Annotated in this window: 12 protein-coding genes and 3 tRNA genes; 10 read left to right on the top strand and 5 right to left on the bottom strand. The window is 40.0% G+C overall.

Going from position 1 to position 21549, the window contains the following annotated elements; genetic code table 11:
- Positions 1-80: 80 nt before the first annotated feature.
- Positions 81-1160: a linear amide C-N hydrolase gene (locus tag NMU02_RS10115; RefSeq protein WP_435522034.1), complete on the bottom strand. Its 1080-nt coding sequence runs from the start codon at positions 1158-1160 to the stop codon at positions 81-83.
- A 282-nt stretch (positions 1161-1442) separates the two neighbouring features.
- Between NMU02_RS10115 and NMU02_RS10110 the strand changes: the two genes are divergently transcribed.
- Complete coding sequence (locus tag NMU02_RS10110; RefSeq protein ID WP_255027747.1) at positions 1443-3863, top strand: T9SS type A sorting domain-containing protein; 2421 nt, start codon at positions 1443-1445, stop codon at positions 3861-3863.
- Positions 3864-3980: 117 nt separating this feature from the next.
- On the opposite strand, the gene NMU02_RS10105 is transcribed toward NMU02_RS10110, so the two are convergent.
- Positions 3981-4829 carry a DUF3108 domain-containing protein gene (locus NMU02_RS10105; RefSeq protein WP_255027745.1) on the bottom strand — a complete coding sequence of 283 codons (849 nt, stop codon included), beginning with the start codon at positions 4827-4829 and terminating at the stop codon, positions 3981-3983.
- Positions 4744-6735: an Ig-like domain-containing protein gene (locus NMU02_RS10100; RefSeq protein WP_255027743.1), complete on the bottom strand. Its 1992-nt coding sequence runs from the start codon at positions 6733-6735 to the stop codon at positions 4744-4746. The genes NMU02_RS10105 and NMU02_RS10100 overlap by 86 nt, the downstream gene beginning before the upstream one ends.
- 202 nt (positions 6736-6937) lie before the next feature.
- Here NMU02_RS10100 and secDF point away from each other — a divergent pair, with 202 nt between their 5' ends.
- Positions 6938-9952: a protein translocase subunit SecDF gene (secDF, locus tag NMU02_RS10095; protein WP_255027741.1), complete on the top strand. Its 3015-nt coding sequence runs from the start codon at positions 6938-6940 to the stop codon at positions 9950-9952.
- 222 nt (positions 9953-10174) lie between these two features.
- Here secDF and NMU02_RS10090 read toward each other — a convergent pair.
- Positions 10175-10246 (bottom strand) — tRNA-Arg (locus NMU02_RS10090).
- Between the two features lie 56 nt (positions 10247-10302).
- Positions 10303-11028, bottom strand: coding sequence for a DNA repair protein RecO (recO, locus tag NMU02_RS10085; protein WP_255027740.1), 726 nt, complete (start codon positions 11026-11028; stop codon positions 10303-10305).
- A gap of 291 nt (positions 11029-11319) precedes the next feature.
- On the opposite strand from recO, the gene NMU02_RS10080 reads away from it, so the two are divergent.
- The 8 genes from NMU02_RS10080 to coaD all read left to right on the top strand — a co-directional run bounded on the left by NMU02_RS10080 (position 11320) and on the right by coaD (position 21543).
- Positions 11320-11394, top strand: a tRNA-Glu gene (locus NMU02_RS10080).
- Between the two features lie 38 nt (positions 11395-11432).
- Positions 11433-11684 (top strand): 30S ribosomal protein S20, encoded by a 252-nt coding sequence (gene rpsT / locus NMU02_RS10075; RefSeq protein ID WP_255027739.1) that lies wholly within the window; start codon positions 11433-11435, stop codon positions 11682-11684.
- 58 nt (positions 11685-11742) lie between these two features.
- Positions 11743-11814 (top strand) — tRNA-Glu (locus NMU02_RS10070).
- Between the two features lie 287 nt (positions 11815-12101).
- On the top strand, positions 12102-14057 hold the full coding sequence (gene gyrB / locus NMU02_RS10065; protein WP_255027738.1) for a DNA topoisomerase (ATP-hydrolyzing) subunit B: 1956 nt from the start codon (positions 12102-12104) through the stop codon (positions 14055-14057).
- A 182-nt stretch (positions 14058-14239) separates the two neighbouring features.
- Positions 14240-16666 (top strand): TonB-dependent receptor, encoded by a 2427-nt coding sequence (locus tag NMU02_RS10060; protein ID WP_255027737.1) that lies wholly within the window; start codon positions 14240-14242, stop codon positions 16664-16666.
- Between the two features lie 166 nt (positions 16667-16832).
- Positions 16833-18980 (top strand): ribonuclease R, encoded by a 2148-nt coding sequence (gene rnr / locus NMU02_RS10055; RefSeq protein WP_255027736.1) that lies wholly within the window; start codon positions 16833-16835, stop codon positions 18978-18980.
- A 234-nt stretch (positions 18981-19214) separates the two neighbouring features.
- Positions 19215-21077 carry a DNA topoisomerase IV subunit B gene (locus tag NMU02_RS10050; RefSeq protein WP_255027735.1) on the top strand — a complete coding sequence of 621 codons (1863 nt, stop codon included), beginning with the start codon at positions 19215-19217 and terminating at the stop codon, positions 21075-21077.
- Positions 21061-21543 carry a pantetheine-phosphate adenylyltransferase gene (gene coaD / locus NMU02_RS10045; protein WP_255027734.1) on the top strand — a complete coding sequence of 161 codons (483 nt, stop codon included), beginning with the start codon at positions 21061-21063 and terminating at the stop codon, positions 21541-21543. The genes NMU02_RS10050 and coaD overlap by 17 nt, the downstream gene beginning before the upstream one ends.
- The last annotated feature ends 6 nt before the right edge of the window (positions 21544-21549 follow it).

Genomic DNA, 21549 nt, shown 5'->3' with positions numbered 1-21549 from the left:
TTCACAAAAGATCTAAGCTTCTATTTTTTATTGTTATCTATCGGCAATGAAGGTGTGGTCGTATTGTTATATAAATAGAATCATTCGATTTTTATTCGCTCGATGGGTTGAACCGTTTCTCGATCTAGCGGATGTGACTGGTATTTTATTTTAGCGAAATCGATTTCTTTCATATCGATACAACGTATCGAATTATTGTAAGAAGTTTTATAGTATATCTTCAAATTGGAGAGGTCGGAGACCGATGTCCATTGTGTAGCACTAGGGATATCGGGAGACTTCCCTACGGGATGTTCTATGCCGATGGGTATGTCGAAATTGTTGAGAATATGAAAACATTGCAGAACGGTTTCTCCGGCTGTGTCGAGTTGTGGAGCCGAGGCTTTATAAAAAGCTGCCCTTACAAAACGGGATGGAGGGGTTACGTCGCCCGGTATTCCCAGAAAGCCCGAGCCTGCTCCGAAAGAAGTGAGTGTAATCCCACTGAGATTTTGGGCCGGAGTTCCTCCTGGGTAGAGGTTGACGTAATTATTCAGGTTGGTAATTTGCCATGGAAAACCCGGTGAATTGGTAAGTACTCCGATTTTGTTCTCGTAAAAATGAGGGGTTCCGTTTTCTATTTCGAGGACGACTTGCCGGCCTGTTTTATCGGCAATACGCCAATGTACGGTCGAAGAAAGTCCCGGTTTCTGTATTGAAACAATGCAGACTTCGGGTAATGCGGCCTTAACCTCGTCGATCGTCTCAAAACGTGAGAGTATCCATGATACGACTTGCAAGTCGGACAAGGTACGCTCGTTTTTAGCCGGATTATAAGTTTCGTAACTGCCGTAACGGGGAAAATAGAATAGTCCGGCAGATAAACCGGCATCGTTGAGTCCTTCGACAATAAATTCTTTTTGTACGACAGAGAGCCCTATGATATTATGAACTGTATGGTAATTCAGTCCGTTTATGCCCGAAGGGGTATAAGATGTGAGTGAAACTCCTTCGGGTATAACGACATATTCGCTGGGTAAAACGCTTTCACCCCATTCTATCGTGCGTGCCAGAATATGACTACCGTCTTTGGGAGAAAGAGAAATGCCTGTACATGATGATACTTTAATAATGCTTCCGGCCAGGAAAATAGCAGATAACAGATATTTTTTCATATTCATAAGAGAGATTATATAATTGGGTTGATAACAGTTTTCTTTTACTGAAGATTAACAAGTACGGTTTATCTTTTGTTTTCAGCCGATAATGTCGTAAAGCGGTTATATTCGGAAATCGAATAAACAATTAAAGAAAAATTCGGAATTACTTTTATTTTTCCTACCGGAATCTTATATTTGTAAGAGTAAAAGATACTTACAGTTTTAATTTGTTTGAGAAATACCTTATTTCATATTTAGAATAGTTTGTGGCATTTTTTATGTTGCCGTATAAAAATAAGCCCTATGAAAAAACACATTTTAATTTTTTTGCTGATTTGTATTACCGGTGCAGGTACTGTATTTTCCCAAAATAGTGGAAAAGAGAAAACCAGTTTCCAAACGGGACATAACTGGGTGAGAGAGATCGATATGCGAGCCGATATCGCTATGATATACGGTACACAGGATTATTCGGATTATACATTCCGTGACCGGATAAATAATTTTAAGAACAGAGGGTACACAGTACATTTCATGACGGGCATAGCATGGGGTACTTATCAGGATTACTTTATGGGTGAATGGGATGGGAAAAACCATATCGATGAAGGGCAAGTAGACCGAAACGGAAATATTATATGGCATGGCGAAAATGTGCCATATGTGGTTCCTACGGCTTCGTTTCTACAATATATGAAAGAAAAACAGGTAAAAAAGGCGATCGATTACGGTGCCGAAGCGATCTATCTGGAAGAGCCCGAGTTTTGGATGCGCGGCGGGTATAGTACAGCCTTTAAAGAAGAATGGAAAAAATATTACGGGACCGAATGGAAAGCTCAGCATGAGTCTCCCGAAAATACTTATTTATCGAATAAGCTAAAATATCATCTTTATTATAATGCCTTGAATGAAGTTTTTACTTATGCTAAAAAATATGCAAGATCACTGGGGAAAGAAATTAAATGTTATGTTCCTACACATTCATTGGTAAATTATTCTTCTTGGCAGATCGTAAGTCCCGAAGCCAGCCTGGCCTCATTACCTTCGGTCGATGGATATATCGCCCAGGTATGGACGGGGACGTCCCGTGAGCCCGTTTATTATAACGGAGTAAGGAAAGAGCGGGTTTTCGAGAACGCTTTTTTGGAATACGGCTCGATGTATTCGATGATTGCCCCGACCGGGAGAAAGATATTTTTTCTTACCGACCCGATTGAGGATGCCATACGGTCGTGGGATGATTACCGCACTAATTATCAAGCGACATTTACTTCTCAGCTCCTGTATCCGCAAGTAGCCAATTATGAGGTAATGCCTTGGCCCGAACGTATTTATCTGGGGAAATTCAAGGTGGAAGGAAGCGAAGAAGCAGTTCCCATTCCAGAGGATTATGCTTCGCAGTTACAGGTGATGATAAATACGCTGAATGATATGCCTGTCTCGCAAAATGAGGTAAACGGAACTCATGGTATCGGGGTACTGATGGCAAATTCATTGATGTTTCAGCGTTTCCCGGAACATGAAGGATATTCTGATGTACAATTTTCGAATTTTTACGGACAGACGTTACCGTTACTCAAAAGGGGAATACCGGTAGAAATCGTACATATTGAAAATACAGCATATCCGGAGGCTTTGTCGGGATTGAAGGTTCTGGTTATGTCTTATTCCAATATGAAACCGTCGGATGCTACGTATCACGATAATATTGCCGAATGGGTAAAAAATGGCGGTGTACTGATATATTGTGCTGAAGATATTGATCCTTTTCAGAGTGTACCCGAATGGTGGAATACCGGTGATATGCATTATACGGCGCCTTCCCAGCATCTGTTTGAATTGATGGAATTGGAAAAAACACCTGCAGAAGGAAGTTATACATATGGTAAAGGAACGATTAACGTTATTCGTGAGGAACCTAAAAATTTTGTACTACAGGCCGGTACAGATAATAAATATGTACAAACGGTAATAAAGGCTTACGAAAAACAGGCCGGTGCGGGTACGGTGGAATTGAAAAACAACTTTTATCTCGAAAGGGGACCGTATGTAATTGTGTCGGTTATGAACGAAAGCGTAAGTAATGAAAGCCTTATACTTCAGGGGAAATTTATCGATTTATTCGATCCCGAATTGCCGGTTTTACAAAATAAAAGTATCGGAATCGGAGAGCAAGCTTATTTATATGATTTGGATAAAATAGATAAGAGTGCCGTGGCAAAAGCACTTTGCGGGGCGGGAAGAGTTTCCGACGAAAAAGTGACTTCTAAGTCGTATGAATTTGTCGTTAAAGGTCCGGCGAATACCGGAGGTTCGATGAGGGTTTATTTACAAAATGAACCTACGAGTGTGCGAGTTATCGGAGAAAGTGACGAATCGAAATTCTCGTGGGATGAGGATACTCATACTTATCGGATTTATTTTAAAAACGACCCAGATGGTGTAAGAGTAAGATTCGGCTTTCCCGAAGTAAGCGGAATCGCTGAGAATATCGTAAAAAATCAGATTGCGTATTTTTCACCCGATACCAGCTCTTTACATATTTCATCGGAAGCGGATATTCGCCAATTGGAAATTTACAGTGCTTCGGGACAGCTAGTAATGAAAGGGAAAAAAATGAAACCGGGAGATACGCTTATGCTTAATAATTATTTGCCGGGAGTATATACTGCACGCATAACCGATGCCGAAGGAAAAGTGCATATTATGAAGTTTCGAATTTGACGAGGGAAAACTCGTCGTGTAAAACTTGCGCTATTATTTAAATAGGTATAAAATTAAAAAGTTCCGAAAATTATAAGAATAATTTTCGGAACTTTTTAATGAAGATTTTAAAATCGTTTATTTCCCCGTATACATCGCTTTCATCGATCCGATTGCCAATTTCCCTTCTACCTGCAAGGGAATGCGTCTTTCGTCATCGCTTATCCAAGCGGTGATATTATCGCTCTCGTTTTCACCTTTATCGGTCGAGAAGTGCAGTTTTATTTTATAAGCGCCCATCTGTCTGTTTTTCAGTTTCACAAGAGTGCGACCCATAAATTCTATCGAAAGGTACTCGACATGGTTTCCGGAATAAATATTCAAGTTGATACGTTGTCCAACGTCCATTTTGGGGTAATCGAGCGTACGCATGTAATAAAAAACGCTCAGCATGTCGAAGGTACAGGTGGCCGAAGGTACATCGTAGTGTTCAATTGCGTTTCGTTTGGGGCGGTAAAGCGTAATTTTTCCGTTGGTACTGCCGTCGTTGTTGTAAGAGTATTGTACAACATCTTTTCTGTATGTATTGTCCTCGTTTGCGATTTTGGCGTAGTAAATCGGCTGTAAATTTTCGTATTTCATAACCGAAACGAGCGTATCTCTCACTTTGAAAATACGATCTGCGAAAGCAAGAGTGCGCGCTATCATATGAGATTGGTAATATTTGGTTTTTTGTTTTCGGATCGTATCCAGCTTTAAACTGGCTATACCGGCCCGTTTCCATATAAATCCCCATTGATATATAATATCATAAGGGAGATCTTCTTTCGGAAAATCGGTTCCGGGAGCCAAGCAGGGGAATTGTGCCTGAGAAGGGATACACAGCAGTATGGCAACGATACTAACGACGATAGCCTTGGCCATTGTACGGCTGGCCGGGATATTGTCCGTAAGGATCGGAATCCCTGCCCGGATAATAGTGTTCATCTGTTTCGGTATCATCATCTTCTTCATTCTGTCGTTTCTGTTGTTTTTCTTTATCGGATTTATTTTTTACGATTTCACGGGGTTTCTGTTTATCAGCTGGCAAAGCGAAAACATTCCATTCTTGCTCGACGTCCCAATTGGCCTTCAGTATTATTTTTTCAGGATAATAATAGACCTCGTCGGGTTGTCGTTTTTCTTTATAATTACCGGTATCGAATTTTCCGTTATTATTTTTATCGATAACAAGCCGTGCATAATAGGTCCCGGGATCGACATAAATAAATTCTGCACCACCGTCTATTACGGGAGATCGTCTTACGGGTGCATCGCTCGAATTGAGCAACTCGACGAAAGCCGAATCTTTTACTCCTTGAGTCGTGATATAAAAATTGGAATATTCTTCGGTCTTTTTTATTTTGAAAGTCTGTTCGAATGCACGGGTTGGCTTACCGTATATCGTATATCCTGCCATGGAGTCGATATTTAATTTGTATTCGTTGCCGGGTTTCCATTTATTATATAACCTGAAATTACGTATTTGTAAGGAGTCTTGCGTAAAGGTAAATTTATCATCGGGAATCCATAAAGTATCCTGTTTAATGTAAAGATGTATTCCTTTTTTGTCGATGTTTTCGATTGGTTCCGAATAAGTAAACAATAGGTCTTGATATATGTTGAGCGTACCCGGAGCGTTAGGATTCATTCCGACATAGTCTATTTTAGGAACTTCTTCCTCTTTTTTCCCCCGGTGGTGTTTTTTGTCCTGATTCTGAATATTTTTTTTCACATTCTTCATGATGAAGTTGAGCGTATCGGCATACGGCTCGAGTTGTAGGTTAGAATCGGTACGGAGATACCGGGCTTCTATCGTGAGCGTATCGAGTTGATAAATAAGAGAATCTTTTATCCAGTAGTGAATCGTATCGTTAGTTGCGTTTCTTTCTATTACGGCCCAATCGTCGGTATTGAAATTCAGACCTTTGATTATGGGTAAGGAATCGTTAGGCGCTGCGAAAAATATAGAGATTTTTTGTTGCTGTTGGCGTTCGTATTTATTGAGATAATGGGATTTGAAGTTTTCATTAAAAGCTTTCAGGATAATATTGTCAGGAGTGAAATGCACGAAATCTTTCATTATGATCGTATCGATCACCAAAGAATCGGCCCATATGGTATCGGGACGTACTGTAAGTTCGGTCGAAGGAGAAATAACGATATCTTCGAATGCGATATCTTCGGTAGCGTTATCGAATCTGTAATCCCGGTTGAGATCTTTCAATGCGAAAATACGATAATTTCCCGGTGCAAGATTGCGTATCGTGAAATGCCCGGTACCGTCTGATGCTGCGATACGGTCGAAGGGAAGTTTGACAAATGCCGTATCATCGAGGTCGGAGTGTACACCGACCAGCATTCCTGTGATGGGCTCGAGGTCTTGCGCATTTAATAGCACGCCGGAGATTTGTAAAGTATCGATTGTTGGCCCCGTGGAAAAAGACAGGGTGAAATTTTCGAGTTTGTTATGTTCGTTATTGTCGGCGATCGCATCAGAAAAATCGATCGTGTAAGTGGTATTTTCAAGGAGTGAATCTTGTAATTCCACAATTACTTTTTTACCTGATGCTCTCACATTGGGAGCTTCTTTTTGGGGGGGAGAGATAATTACTTTTTCATTGGGCTTGTCGATCTGGACGATTTCGTCAAAATCAATTTCAATCCGGTTTTTCGTTACGTTTAACTGGTTGGGAAGCGGATTGCTTTTTAAATATACGGGAGGAGTCGTGTCGCGCGGGCCTCCTGTAGGTCTAGCCATATTTGCACAAGAATAGGTTATGAATCCTGCAGTAAGGAAACATAATAGCTTGAAAATATGTTTGTGCCATTTATCGTTGTTCTGTATTTTCATTGCCCGATACGAAAGTTTTGACGGTAAAGATACAAAAAAGTATGATTCGAAGTGATAAAGGGGGGCATTTGAGGCTCTAATAATCATAACAAAGAGAAATTAATACTTCATTTTGTTAGCCGAATTGAAAAAAAGCATATATTTGCACCTTAATAAAAACACGAAATTAATCTAAACAAAAAATCATAAAGTAATAATCACAATGCAAAACAAAGGATTTATTAGAGTTTTTGCGGTTTTACTTACGCTTGTCTGCTTATTTTACCTTTCTTTTTCACTGGTGACAAGACACCAGACTAAAAAAGCAGAGGAGTACGCAAACGGCGATAGCGCGAAGTATGCCCAATTTATGGACTCTATTTCGACAGAAAAAGTCTATTTATGGTATTACACTTTTAAACAATGCCGTGAAATGGAAATCGGCTTGGGTCTCGACCTTAAAGGCGGTATGAATGTAACCTTGCAAATTTCGGTTGCCGATGTACTGAAATCGCTTTCCAACAATAACCCGGATGTCAATTTCAATAAAGCTCTGGCAGAAGCTACGGCCAACCAAGCTGAGAATAAGGACTTCTTGTCGGCATTTTATGATGCGTATAAACGACTTGATCCGAATGTGAAACTTTCGGCTATTTTCAGTACTTTCCAGTTGAAAGAAAAAATCAAACCCAATACCCCTAACGATGAAGTATTGAAAGTATTACGTTCTGAATTGAACGATGCAATCGATAATTCATTTAATGTACTCCGTACTCGTATCGACCGTTTCGGTGTGGTTGCTCCCAATATACAGCGGCTCGAAAAAGACGGCCGTATTTTGGTGGAACTTCCCGGTGTTAAGGAACCCGAACGTGTAAGGAAACTTTTGCAAGGAAGCGCCAATCTCGAATTTTGGGAAACATACAATCTGAATGAATTCAGTAATCAGCTTTCTGCCGCTAATGAAATTATTGCCAAGCTCGAAAGTGAAAAAGCCGGTGCAACGACCACTGTTGCCGATTCTGTCGCTACAGTAGCTGTAGCCGATACGGCTGCCGCTGTTCCTGTATCTAAAAAAGACAGTATTGCTCAGAAAATAAAAGAATTAAAGGAGGCTGAAAATGAAAAACAGAATATAGAAGCCTGGAAAAAGCAGAATCCTTTATTCTCTAAATTGCAAATGAATGTATCTCCTGATGGCCGTGTTAGCGCGAGTCCGGCGGTAGGTATTGCCCATTACAGCGATACGGCTGCTATAAACCGTTATTTGGCTTTGCCTCAGGTACGGGAATTGCTGCCGGCAAATCTGATGTTTAAATGGGGCGTAAAAGCGATTGATGAAAAGGAACAATATTATCAGTTAGTGGCTTTGAAATCGACCAACGGAGGTCGTCCTCCTCTCGAAGGCGATGTAATTACCGATGCTCGTGAAGATTTCGATCGTACGACTAATTCGGCTATCGTAAGCATGTCGATGAATGCGGAAGGCTCCAAAATATGGGAACAGTTAACCCGGGAGAATATCGGTAAATGTATTGCTATCGTTCTGGATAATCAAGTTTATTCGTTCCCGGTAGTAAATACTGAGATTTCGGGTGGTAATTCTCAGATTTCGGGTAACTTTACTCCTGAAGAAGCTAAAGACCTTGCCAATGTATTGAAATCGGGTAAAATGGCCGCTTCTGTAAAAATTGTACAGGAAGATATCATTGGTCCGTCTTTGGGACAGGAAGCTATTCAGGCGGGTATTATCTCCTTTATTTTTGCCTTGGTATTGCTGATGATCTATATGATCAGTATGTATGGGGTTGCTCCCGGTCTTATCGCTAATGGCGGAATTATCTGTAACCTCTTCTTTACGATGGGTGTGTTGGCTTCCTTCCAGGCGGTGCTTACCCTTTCGGGTATCGCCGGTCTCGTGCTTTCGATGGGTATGGCGGTAGATGCTAATGTACTTATTTTCGAACGTTCGAAAGAAGAGCTTAGGTTGGGTAAAAACCTGAAAACATCCATATCCGACGGTTATAAAAATGCATTCTCTGCAATTTTCGACTCTAACCTTACTTCGGTGATTACCGGTGTTATCCTGTTTATGTTTGGTACCGGACCTATCAAAGGTTTTGCTACAACATTGATAATCGGTATTTTAATGTCGTTCTTTACAGCGGTGTTCCTTACTCGTCTGGTATTTGAGAAAGGTCTCGATAAAGGATGGTTCAAGAATCTTACTTTTACAACTCCTCTTACCAAGAACTTCCTTGCGCACCCGAGCGTCAATTTCCTCGGACAGCGAAAAACCGCTTATATCGTTGCCATCGTACTGGTAGTACTCGGTATCGTTTCGTTCGGTTTCAAAGGCCTGAACCAGGGTATCGAATTTACCGGAGGCCGTAACTATATCGTTCGTTTCGATAAACCGGTAAGTACTGTAGATATTGCCGATAAATTGAAACCCAGTTTCGAAGGAAGTACCCTTTCGGTAATTACGATCGGGGGTGATAATCAGGTGCGTATTTCTACAAACTATAAAATCGCCGATTCTTCTGAAGGAGTAGATACTGAGATTGAATCTTTGATTTATAATGGGTTGAAAGACGGTAACTATATCGGAGATATTTCTCAGCAGCAATTTAAAGATCAGCATGTGATGAGTACTCAAAAAGTAGGTCCGAGTATTGCCGATGATATAAAAATAGGGGCATTCTGGGCTGTGATATTCTCTCTTATTGCAATTGCTCTTTATATTCTCCTCCGTTTCCGAGATATATCTTTCAGCGTGGGTACACTTACTGCACTTGCGTTCGATACGGTGATTATTATTGGTTTCTATTCGATATTTTACGGTATATTGCCTTTCTCAATGGAGATCGATCAGTCGTTTATCGCTGCGATCCTTACCGTTATCGGGTACTCGGTGAATGATAAAGTGGTGGTATTCGACCGTGTACGTGAAGTTGCGGGCATCTATCCTAAACGAGATAAGAAGATTGTAATAAATGATGCGTTGAATAGCACCCTTTCCCGTACGATCAATACATCATCGAGTACGTTTATCGTATTGTTATGTATTTTTATACTCGGAGGAGATACCATTCGCAGTTTCACCTTTGCTATGTTGCTCGGTGTGATTATCGGTACGTTATCTACACTGTATATGGCAGTTCCGGTTGCTTATGAGTTACAAAGTCGCAAGCAGAAAAAAGAACTGGCTGCCGAAGCTGCGAAGGCTGCAAAATAAAGATCAAAAGTATCTTTTTAATATATTCAAAGAAAAAAGGTTTACCGAAGGAGGTAAACCTTTTTTCTTTGAATATGTTTATGGTTTGACAGGGGATACGAAATTATCTTTCGGCAGAAGATAGGTTAAGTCTTTTTATCCGATATCGATTAATTATTGTATTACAGTAAGGGAATAAGTGAAAAAATTTTTGAAGAAAAAGAAAAGGGAGAATGAGAAAAGTACCTCCGCCGGGAATCGAACCCGGATCTAAAGTTTAGGAAACTTTTGTTCTATCCATTGAACTACAGAGGCATTCTTTAAGAAGGCACGCAAAAATACGATAAAATCTTATTATGACCAAATCTGAATCAATCAAAGAGCGATTTTAATATCTCCAACGACTTTATTTCTCCGAAGCCAGGTTGATGCAGTTGAAAATATTCGATCATTCTTTCGAGAATTTCCATCCTTTCGTTTCTCGTAAGCCGAAATCGGTGCATATTGGTGTAATTCATTCTCATGAGCGTATAAAAACGTTCTGCTTCAGCTGGAGGTAGAAAATAAGGGTGGTCGGGTATATGAAATGTGAATATACCATTCATCAGGTCGAAAAAAGATCCTTTTTCAAAACTTTCGGTATTCGGATAAAATCCCATGAAATCTGAGAGTTGAATCAGAAAGCAAATGTGAAAGTTGGCTTTTCCTTCTTCGGTATGATTCAGTAATTGTACCGATTGCATCAAAAAGGCGAAAAAAGAAGGATTTGTTTCGGGTTCTCGTAAAATGCGGGAAAGAAATTCGGATAAAAACAGGGAAACGGCATTTTTAATCGGATCGTAATGTAGCTGTGGAAGCGGAATAGCGATATGAGCATCGAGTACCCTCAGAATATCTCTGTTGGGCCTGTGGTCAGCCTCTATACCAAGTATTGAAAAAGGGGTAAAAAGAGTCCTGAGTATGCGGCTTTTTTTCCCTTGTTGTAAAGGAACGGCATACGATATGTGGCCATACTTTTCGGTATATACGTGGGCAATAGACATTTTATCGCTGTAAGCCTTCGTGTAAAGGACGATTCCGGTATTTTTTTCTGTCATAAAGTATCCTTTGATGCAAAAGTAATTGTTTTCGGTAAAATAAGGTGGAAAAATATAAATATGAATTTTATTTTTCCATTCTGTAAATCGGTTAACATCAAAATGATAATAAAAAATGCCTTTTTGAAGGGGTTACGGGTATGTCTTATAACAAAATGAATCAAATGTGCCCGGAAACAGCTCTTAACGAAATATTTTTTAGATAAATATTTTGTCAATTCAAAAAACAACTCTATATTTGCACTCGCATTTGAGAAAACCCGTATGAAATAATTACGGGCTTTCGATAACGGCCCATTCGTCTATCGGCTAGGACGCAAGATTTTCATTCTTGAAAGAGGGGTTCGATTCCCCTATGGGCTACCATATAAATTATAAGTAAATATTATAAGGAGATTAGTCGGATGGCAAATCACAAATCATCGATCAAAAGGATCAGGCAAGCTGAAGCTAAAAGATTGCGCAACAGATATTATGCAAAAACTGCTAGAAATGCAGTTCGTAAATTACGGGCTTTAACCGTTAAGGAAGAGGCTTCTGCTATGTATGTGAAGGTAAGTTCTATGCTTGATAAATTGGCTAAAAAGAACATAATTCACAAAAATAAGGCTTCTAACTTGAAGTCTAAGTTGGCTTTACGTATCAATAAGCTCTAATCAGGAGGAATCCGATAAGAGTCGGTATAGAGAAGTATTTAATACTTCACCATATAACGGCCCATTCGTCTATCGGCTAGGACGCAAGATTTTCATTCTTGAAAGAGGGGTTCGATTCCCCTATGGGCTACCGGAGCACTAAGGTTTTTATCCTTAGTGCTTTTTGTCTTTCCTTTTTTTTATATTTTCCCTCTGTTTTTTATGAATATTCCGCGCTAAAGACTATGTTTCTTCGCTGATGCATGCACGTAGTTTTGATTTGATTCGAGGCTTTAATTTATTGAAAAACATGCTTCGATTTTTCCCTATCCCGTTTTTTTTTGCTAACTTTGTTTGGTTTTGAAAGTACAGGAAAAAGAAGAATGTTTTGTGTACTTAACCCTGAAAAGTAAAAAAATAAAAACATACAAAAACAATATGTCAGAAGAACAGAAGGCTACAAACTCGTCGTATTCGGCCGACAGTATTCAGGTACTCGAAGGGCTCGAAGCGGTAAGAAAACGCCCTGCCATGTATATTGGCGATATTGGTGTAAAAGGGTTACATCATTTGGTATATGAAGTGGTTGATAACTCTATTGATGAAGCTCTTGCCGGTTACGCAACGCATATCGAAGTAACCATTAATGAAGATAACTCTATTTCTGTCGTTGATAACGGCCGCGGTATCCCGGTAGATATGCATGAAAAAGAACAAAAATCTGCTCTGGAGGTCGTGCTTACCGTGTTGCATGCAGGAGGTAAATTCGATAAAGGATCTTATAAGGTTTCGGGCGGTTTGCACGGAGTCGGTGTTTCTTGTGTGAATGCTTTGTCTACTTATTTGCGTGCTGAAATCAGACGTGGCGGAAAAATATATATGCAGGAATTTTCATGCGGAAAACCTTTGCATGATGTTGAGGTAATCGGTACGACCGATAAAACCGGTACTACGATTATTTTTAAACCGGATACCGATATATTTTCGGAAACGGTTTATCAATTTAATATTCTTGCTTCGCGTTTACGCGACCTGGCTTATTTGAATGCCGGTATCTATCTCTCTTTAACCGATAAACGCGAAAAGAAAGAGAACGGCGAATTTAAACGCGATGAATTTTATTCGGTAGAAGGATTGAAAGAATTTGTTCGTTATATCGATAGCTCGAAAGAACATCTTATCGATGATGTTATACATATATCTACCGAAAAGCAAGGTGTTCCTGTAGAGGTGGCAATGACTTATAATACCTCTTACAATGAGAATATTTATTCTTATGTAAATAATATCAATACTATAGAGGGAGGTACTCATCTTGCGGGCTTCCGTCGTGGCCTTACACGTACTTTGAAAAAATATGCCGAAGACTCGAAAATGCTTGAAAAAGTGAAAGTAGAGATTAGTAGCGATGACTTTAGAGAAGGCCTTACTGCGGTTATTTCGGTAAAAGTAATGGAGCCTCAGTTTGAAGGGCAAACTAAAACGAAACTCGGGAATAATGAAGTGATCGGAGCTGTAGATATGGCGGTTAGCGAAGCCTTGAGAAACTATCTCGAGGAGAATCCGAAACCGGCTAAGGCAATTGTCGAAAAAGTAATATTGGCTGCTACTGCACGTCATGCGGCACGTCATGCCCGGGAAATGGTGCAGCGTAAATCACCTCTTTCAGGAGGCGGGTTACCGGGAAAACTGGCCGATTGCTCGAAACGAAATCCCGAAGAATGTGAAATATTCCTTGTCGAGGGAGACTCTGCCGGTGGAACGGCTAAACAAGGTCGTGATCGTGCTTTTCAGGCTATTCTTCCCTTGCGTGGAAAAATTCTCAATGTAGAAAAGGCGATGCATCATAAAGTGCTCGAAAGTCAGGAGATACGAAACATATATACGGCATTGGGCGTAACGATCGGGACCGAAGACGATACAAAAGAGGCGAATATCTCGAAGATACGATACCATAAGATTATAATCATGACCGATGCCGATGTCGATGGTAGTCATATTGCGACGCTTATCATGACTTTCTTTTTTCGTCACATGCGTCCGCTTATCGAAAACGGATACCTATATTTAGCTACGCCTCCCTTATACCTATGTAAAAAGGGAAAAGTGGAAGAATATTGTTGGACCGATCAGCAACGCCAGCAGTTTATTTTGAAATATGCTAACGGTAATGAAAATCAGATACATACGCAACGTTATAAAGGTCTCGGCGAAATGAACGCCCATCAGCTATGGGAGACAACCATGGATCCTGAAAACCGAATTCTGCATCAGGTAACTATCGATAATGCGGCAGAAGCAGATCGTATCTTCTCGATGCTTATGGGGGAAGATGTAGGACCCCGGCGTGAATTTATCGAAGAAAATGCAAATTATGCTAATGTAGATGCGTAAAGCATACAGAAACATATGATCCCTCAAAGATGTGAAATTAACTTAAATGTCTTTGAGGGATTTTTTAATTTATTGTTAACACTGTCACATTTTGCTAAAAAAATCTTTTTGCGCTTAAACCTTATCGGTAAAAGAGAGTCTTAAAGAGGAATTTTTGTTTTAGGGTAATTATATAGGTCTTTATGAAAAAAGTGATTTTGGGGTTGGTATGGGTATTACTGACTGTCTTTTCGTCCTCTGCAGCGAATGTAAAGGGGCGTGTGATCGATAGTAAAACGAAAAATGCCGTAGATTATGCTACCGTTTCTTTATTAAAAAAAGGAGTAGAAGCACCAATGAAAGCAACGACAACCGATTTAAAAGGTGCGTTTGCTATTCCGGGCGTTCCAAAGGGTGAATATACTTTAAAGGTTAGCTTTGTGGGCTATACACCCGTAGAAGTACCGGTTTCTGTTACTGAAGACGGTGATATAAATCTAAAAAATATAATTCTTCATGAAAGTGTACATGCTTTGAAAGAGGTACAAGTTGTAGGGCAGCGTACACAGATGAAGCTCGATGTCGACCGGAAAGTATTCAGTGTCGACCAGAATATCGCATCGGCCGGAGGTTCCGCTTCGGAAGTATTGCAAAATATTCCTTCGGTAGATGTCGATAACGAAGGGAATGTTTCGTTGAGAAACAATTCGAGTGTAGAAGTGTGGATCAACGGTCGGGCTGCGGGGCTTACCGAAGATAATCGTGCGCAGATACTCGAACAAATGCCTGCTGAAAGTATCGAGCGGATTGAAGTAATCACCAACCCTTCGGCTCAATATAGTCCCGAGGGTAGTGCCGGTATTATTAATATTGTATTGAAGAAAGAACGTAAAGCCGGATATTACGGTAGCGTATCGGCGGGAGCCAATACTTTTGGCGGAGTAAACGGTTCGATAAATGTCAACTATAATTCGGCAAAAGTAGATGCTTATGCAAATGTAGGCGTGAGAAGTATGCGTTTTAAGAATCGTACCGATACTTATCGTGAATCATGGCTCGATAATCCCGATGATAAAAGTATTCTGAATCAGAAAAACAGGGGTAAAATGAATGGTGTGGGGACGTTTATCCGTACCGGTGTTACCTGGCATATGACAGAAAATGACGATCTTGGATTTTCATTTATGGGGATGCTCGGTAACCGGAGTAATAAAACGACTCTGCAATCGTTCGATGGGGCTGGTATTTTGTCCCGCGATCGTATTTCGAATAGTGATGGAGATCATAATCGTTATGATTTTACGATCGATTATAATCATAAATTCAACAAAACCGATAATCTGGCGGCTTCTGTTTCTTATGATTTCGGTGTTATGAAAGAGACCAGCGATTATACTCAGAATACTCTTCAGGGAGTTTCGGCTCAGCAACAAAAAAGTAATAATGACGATAAAGGCGTCGAAATAAAAGTAGATTATTCTAAGAGTATCGGTGAGAAGTTTAAACTCGGAGCCGGTTATCAGGGAAATCTCGACTGGCGTACGAGTGATGTAAGAACGTTCGATGGTGAGAGTTTAGACATCTTACAGCCGAATATCAAATTGAATAATACATTCGATTATAAAGAGAATATACAAGCGATATATGCAACTTTCTCAGGCAAAATAGATAAATTTAATTTTCAGGCGGGACTGAGAGGTGAATATATGCGTTATAATACCAAAACAGAGGCTTATATTCCGGTAGATGAAGGAAAGAAGGAGTACTGGCATGTATATCCGAGTCTGTTTTTGGGATATAGTCTTCCTCGTGGAAATGAGTTGCAGGTAAATTATACCAGCCGGGTTCGGCGTCCGAGAGGTTGGCAAATAAATCCTTTCCGAAATGTAACCGATTCTACCTCTATAAGTTATGGTAATCCTAATCTGGATCCGGAATTTACGAATGCTTTTGAGTTGAATTATATTAAAAACTGGACCGAGCATACCTTGTCGGCTTCGCTTTATTACCGGAATACCGATGGTGTAATACAAAATGTAAAGTATTTTGATGATCCGGCAATGTATTCTACTTTTGAAAATATTACCCGTTCTCAAAGTTCGGGACTCGAACTGGTTTCAAAAAACCGCCTGTTTCGTATACTCGATCTTACGACAACGGTAAATGTGTATTATTATAAACTCAATGGCTTCGATTATTCATATCGTACCGAAGAAGGTTTTTTTACAGAACATTATAAGGGCAGTGAAGATTTTTCATGGAATGCCCGTATGATGGCTAATGTAATACTTCCTTGGAGTATTTCGTTACAGGTGACCGGTAATTATAATTCTAAACGGGTATCGGCTCAAGGCGAAACTAAAGATAACTATTCGCTCGATGCCGGTATACGTAAATCATTTCTTTCCCGTAAGCTCAATATTGCCATATCGGGTAGAGACCTGCTCGATTCGCGACGTCGTAAATCGAGCAGTTACGGAAGTAATTTCTATGAAGTTTCCGATGCCCGATGGGGAGGACGTAGCGTGACCTTTACCCTTACTTATATGTTCGGTAATGGCGGAAACAAACAGAAACAAAGGCCGCTGGAAACCCCTGATTCGTATGAAAATGATATGATGGATTTCTGATGATATGATATCGATCTTTTGTATTTGATCTTTTGAGATCTTGTCGTAGCGACCGGTTGTTTTAATCATTTTTCATCCTTCTATAGATGTTGGGAAATAAAATATTATTTACTTTGTAGAAATGTATTTCTGCGAAGCGGGAAAACAGGTTAAAAAACAGATTATTATGACAAAAAAAAATACAAGGGAAAAAGGAAATTTCCGATTAAAAAAGCATGAAATAATAGAACGTATCACCTCTTTTTTTATGGTAGACGGTGCGCGTACATTTAATTATAAGCAAGTGTCTCACGGGATAGGGGCGAAAACGGAAATTCAGAAACAGATGGTTTGCCAGATTTTGGAGACGATGGTATCCGATGGTTTTCTAATTGAAGTTACTCCCGGTAAATTTAAACTCAATCATCGCGGCAATACATTAAACGGTGTTTTTGAACGCCGCAGTAACGGAAAAAATCACGTTATTCCCGAGGATGGCGGAGAGCCTGTATTTGTAGCCGAACGAAATTCGTTGCGGGCTATGAACGGCGATAAAGTGAAGTTGCTAATGTATGCTAAACGTAAAAACCATGATCCCGAAGGAGAGGTGATAGAAATTATAGAGAAAACTCCTCAGATATTTGTAGGAACTCTCGAGGTGCAAAAACATTTCGCTTTTTTACTCACCGATAATAAAGTATTAGCTAATGATATTTTTATTCCGAAAGAAAAGCTTAAAGGCGGTAGGTCGGGAGATAAAGCGGTCGTACGTATTACCGAATGGCCTGAAAGGGCAAAGAATCCTTATGGAGAAGTGATGGATGTATTGGGTGCATCGGGAGAAAATAATACCGAAATGCATGCTATTCTCGCGGAATTCGGTTTGCCGTATTCTTATCCGAAGGCAGTAGAAAAAGCGGCTGAAAAGATTAATGATAAAATTACAAAAGAAGATCTGAAAGATCGAGAAGATTTTCGAGGGGTCACCACATTTACTATCGATCCCAAAGATGCCAAGGATTTTGATGATGCGCTCTCGATTCGCCGGTTACCTAATAAAAACTGGGAAGTGGGTGTGCATATTGCCGATGTGACACATTATGTGAAGCAAGGGAGCCTGATCGACCGGGAAGCCGAAAACCGGGCGACTTCGGTTTATTTGGTAGACAGAACAATACCTATGCTTCCCGAACGGTTATGTAATCAGATTTGTTCATTACGACCCCAAGAGGAAAAATTGTGTTTTTCTGCTATTTTCGAATTTGATGAAAATGCGCAGATGAAGTCGTCTCGCATTTCCCGTACGGTTATTTATTCCGATCGTCGTTTTACTTATGAAGAGGCGCAACAAGTAATAGAGACCGGCGAAGGCGAATATAAAGAAGAATTGTTGGCCTTGAACGATTTGGCGCAAAAATTAAGATCGCGACGGTTTAGTAACGGAGCTATAAATTTTGACCGTCATGAGGTGAAATTTGAAATCGACGAGAAGGGGAAACCGATAAGCGTTTACTTTAAAGTCTCTAAAGAGGCTAATAAATTAGTAGAGGAATTTATGCTTTTGGCGAATAAAACCGTAGCCGAATCGATAGGGAAAGTTCCCAAAGGGCATAAAGCAAAAGCTTTTGTTTATCGCATACATGATCTTCCCGATCCGGAAAAAATGAATAATCTGGCGATGTTTATCCGTCGGTTCGGATATAATTTGAAAACACAAGGTAGTAACAGCGAAGTATCGAAATCGATAAATTCGTTACTCGATACAGTACAAGGAAAACGGGAGGAAAATCTGATTGAAACTGTCGCGATACGTACAATGGCCAAAGCCGCTTATTCTACTAAAAACGTAGGCCATTACGGGTTAGCTTTCGAACATTATACACATTTTACATCTCCGATTCGGCGTTATCCCGATATGATGGTACACCGTTTGCTCGAAAGATATATGGCAGGAGGGCGTAGTGTAAACGAAAGCAAGCTCGAAGAGGAATGTAAACATTCTTCTGAAATGGAACTGGTCGCTGCCAGTGCTGAACGAGCTTCGATAAAATACAAACAGGTCGAATTTTTGAGTGAAAGACTTGGCGAAGAATATGACGGAGTGATCTCTGGAGTAACTGAATGGGGCCTGTATGTTGAGATAAATGAAAATAAATGTGAAGGATTGGTTCCGATACGTGATCTCGAAGACGATTTTTATGAATTCGATGAAAAGAATTATTGTCTGACAGGCCGGCGCAGAAAAAAGATTTATCGTTTGGGCGACCCCATACGTATACAAGTGGCCAGAGCCAACCTCGAAAGAAAACAACTCGATTTCGCATTAGTAGAATAATGTCCTGAAAAGGTATTTTTAGTGTGAATTGTTTTGCCGATTCTTTAACTAAAAGTATAGGAAGAAAATTATTCCCTCGATAAGATTTTTTGAGAAGACATGCAAAAGACCGCATTGGAATATATATTCGCTTTGCGGTCTTTTGCAGTTAATTATGAATTTGTACTTTGCGCATTCTGAATAGTTTATTTATATTTGTAGGTTAAAAATTACCATTGAAGAAAGCAGAGAATTATGGAAGAAAATACACCGGCACCGACTCCCGGACTCGAATACGGCTCTGACGCCATACGTACTCTCGATTGGAAAGAGCATATACGGCGTCGTCCCGGTATGTATATCGGAAAATTGGGAGACGGCACCCATGCCGATGACGGAATTTATGTTTTATTGAAGGAGGTTCTCGATAACGCCGTCGATGAATACATGATGGGTTATGGAAAACAGATCGAAGTAACTCTTGTCGAGAATACGATTACAGTACGTGATTACGGTAGGGGAATCCCTCTCGATAAAGTAAAAGACGTTTCTTCTAAAATGAATACCGGAGCCAAGTATGATTCTAAAGCTTTTAAAAAATCGGTCGGTTTGAACGGTGTCGGTATTAAAGCGGTGAATGCTCTTTCGAGTGAATTTTATATTTGTTCGTACCGGGACGGTAAATGTAAAGCTTATCTGTATCGTTCGGGTAATGTTTCTGAAGATTATCCTTTAGCAGATGCTCATGAGCAGAACGGTACTTTTGTACGTTTTGTAGCCGATGCAAATATTTTTCCTACTTATCGTTACCGTGACGAATTTATTGAAGCTTTACTGAAAAATTACGTGTATCTGAATTCGGGAATGGCAATTGTTTTCAACGGTCGTCGTTTTTATTCGAAAAACGGTCTCGTAGATCTTTTGAATGAGAAAATGACCTCTGAGCCATTGTATCCGGTTATACATCTTAAAGGTGACGATATCGAGGTGGTGATTACTCATAATAACCAATATGGAGAAGAATATTATTCTTTTGTAAACGGCCAGCATACCACACAGGGGGGGACACATCTTACTGCTTTTCGTGAGGCGGCTTCACGTACGATTAAAGAATATTATAATAAGAACTTCGACTATTCCGATATCCGTAACGGTATCGTTGCCGCCGTAAGTATTAAAGTGGAAGAACCGGTATTCGAGTCGCAGACAAAAACAAAACTGGGATCGAGAGATATGGGGCCTGAGGGTCCTACGATTTCTAAATTTATCGGTGATTTTTTGAAAAAAGAACTTGATAATTATTTACACAAAAATGCGGAGACTTCCGATATTCTATTAAAAAAAATACTCGATTCGGAAAAAGAACGGAAAGCGATTGCAGGTGTTACGAAACTGGCTCGAGAAAGAGCTAAAAAAGCTAATTTACATAATCGAAAATTAAGAGATTGCCGGGTACATTTTAATGATACGAAGGGGGATAACCGTGACGAATCGTCGATATTTATTACCGAGGGAGATTCGGCCACCGGGTCGATAACCAAGAGCCGTAATGTAGAGACTCAGGCGGTATTCAGTTTGCGAGGCAAACCTCTTAATTCTTACGGCCTAACTCGTAAAGTTGTATATGAAAATGAAGAATTTAACCTGCTGCAGGCTGCCCTTAATGTAGAAGACGGTATAGAAGGTTTACGGTATAATAAAATAATTATCGCGACCGATGCCGATGTTGACGGTATGCATATACGTTTGTTGCTGATTACATTTTTCCTTCAGTTCTTTCCCGATCTCATTAAGAAAGGACATGTGTATATTCTGCAGACCCCGTTATTCAGAGTGCGTAATAAAAAAGACACCTACTATTGTTATAACGAAGAGGAACGTATTGCAGCGATGAATAAGATAAAAGTAAATCCTGAAATTACGAGGTTTAAAGGTTTGGGAGAAATTTCGCCCGATGAATTTCGCCATTTTATCGGACCCGATATTCGTCTCGATCAGGTTACTCTGCGTAAGGAGGATCTCGTGAAAGAATTGCTGGAGTTTTATATGGGTAAGAATACCATGGAGCGTCAGAATTTTATTATACAAAATCTGGTTGTAGATGAAGACGAACTTTGATAAAAGAATCGCTATTTTCCCGGGTACATTCGACCCTTTTACGATAGGCCATATGTCTTTAGTGGAACGAGGCTTGAGAATGCTCGACGAGATTATTATCGCAGTAGGTGAAAATACGGCAAAAAGCCAGTATTACACGCTTTCAGAAAGGGTAGATATGCTTGAGCACTTGTTTAAGGGAAACGACCGGGTTAAAGTTATGTCTTATAATTGTCTCACCGTGGATTTGGCCCGGAAACATCATGCCGATTATATTTTGCGGGGGATACGATCGGTCAACGATTTCGAATATGAAAAAACGATAGCCGATGTAAATCGGAAAATTTCAGGAGTCGAGACTTTGGTACTTTTTACCGAACCCGAACATACGCATATTAGTTCTACGATCGTACGTGAATTGTTACGTTACGGACGTAATGTAGATGAATTTATACCTGCGGGTTTGCGTTTAAGTGAAAGAAAATAAAGATTA

It is taken from the genome of Coprobacter tertius (assembly GCF_024330105.1).
Lineage (GTDB): Bacteria > Bacteroidota > Bacteroidia > Bacteroidales > Coprobacteraceae > Coprobacter > Coprobacter tertius.
This window is presented reverse-complemented; position numbering and strand designations above follow the sequence as displayed.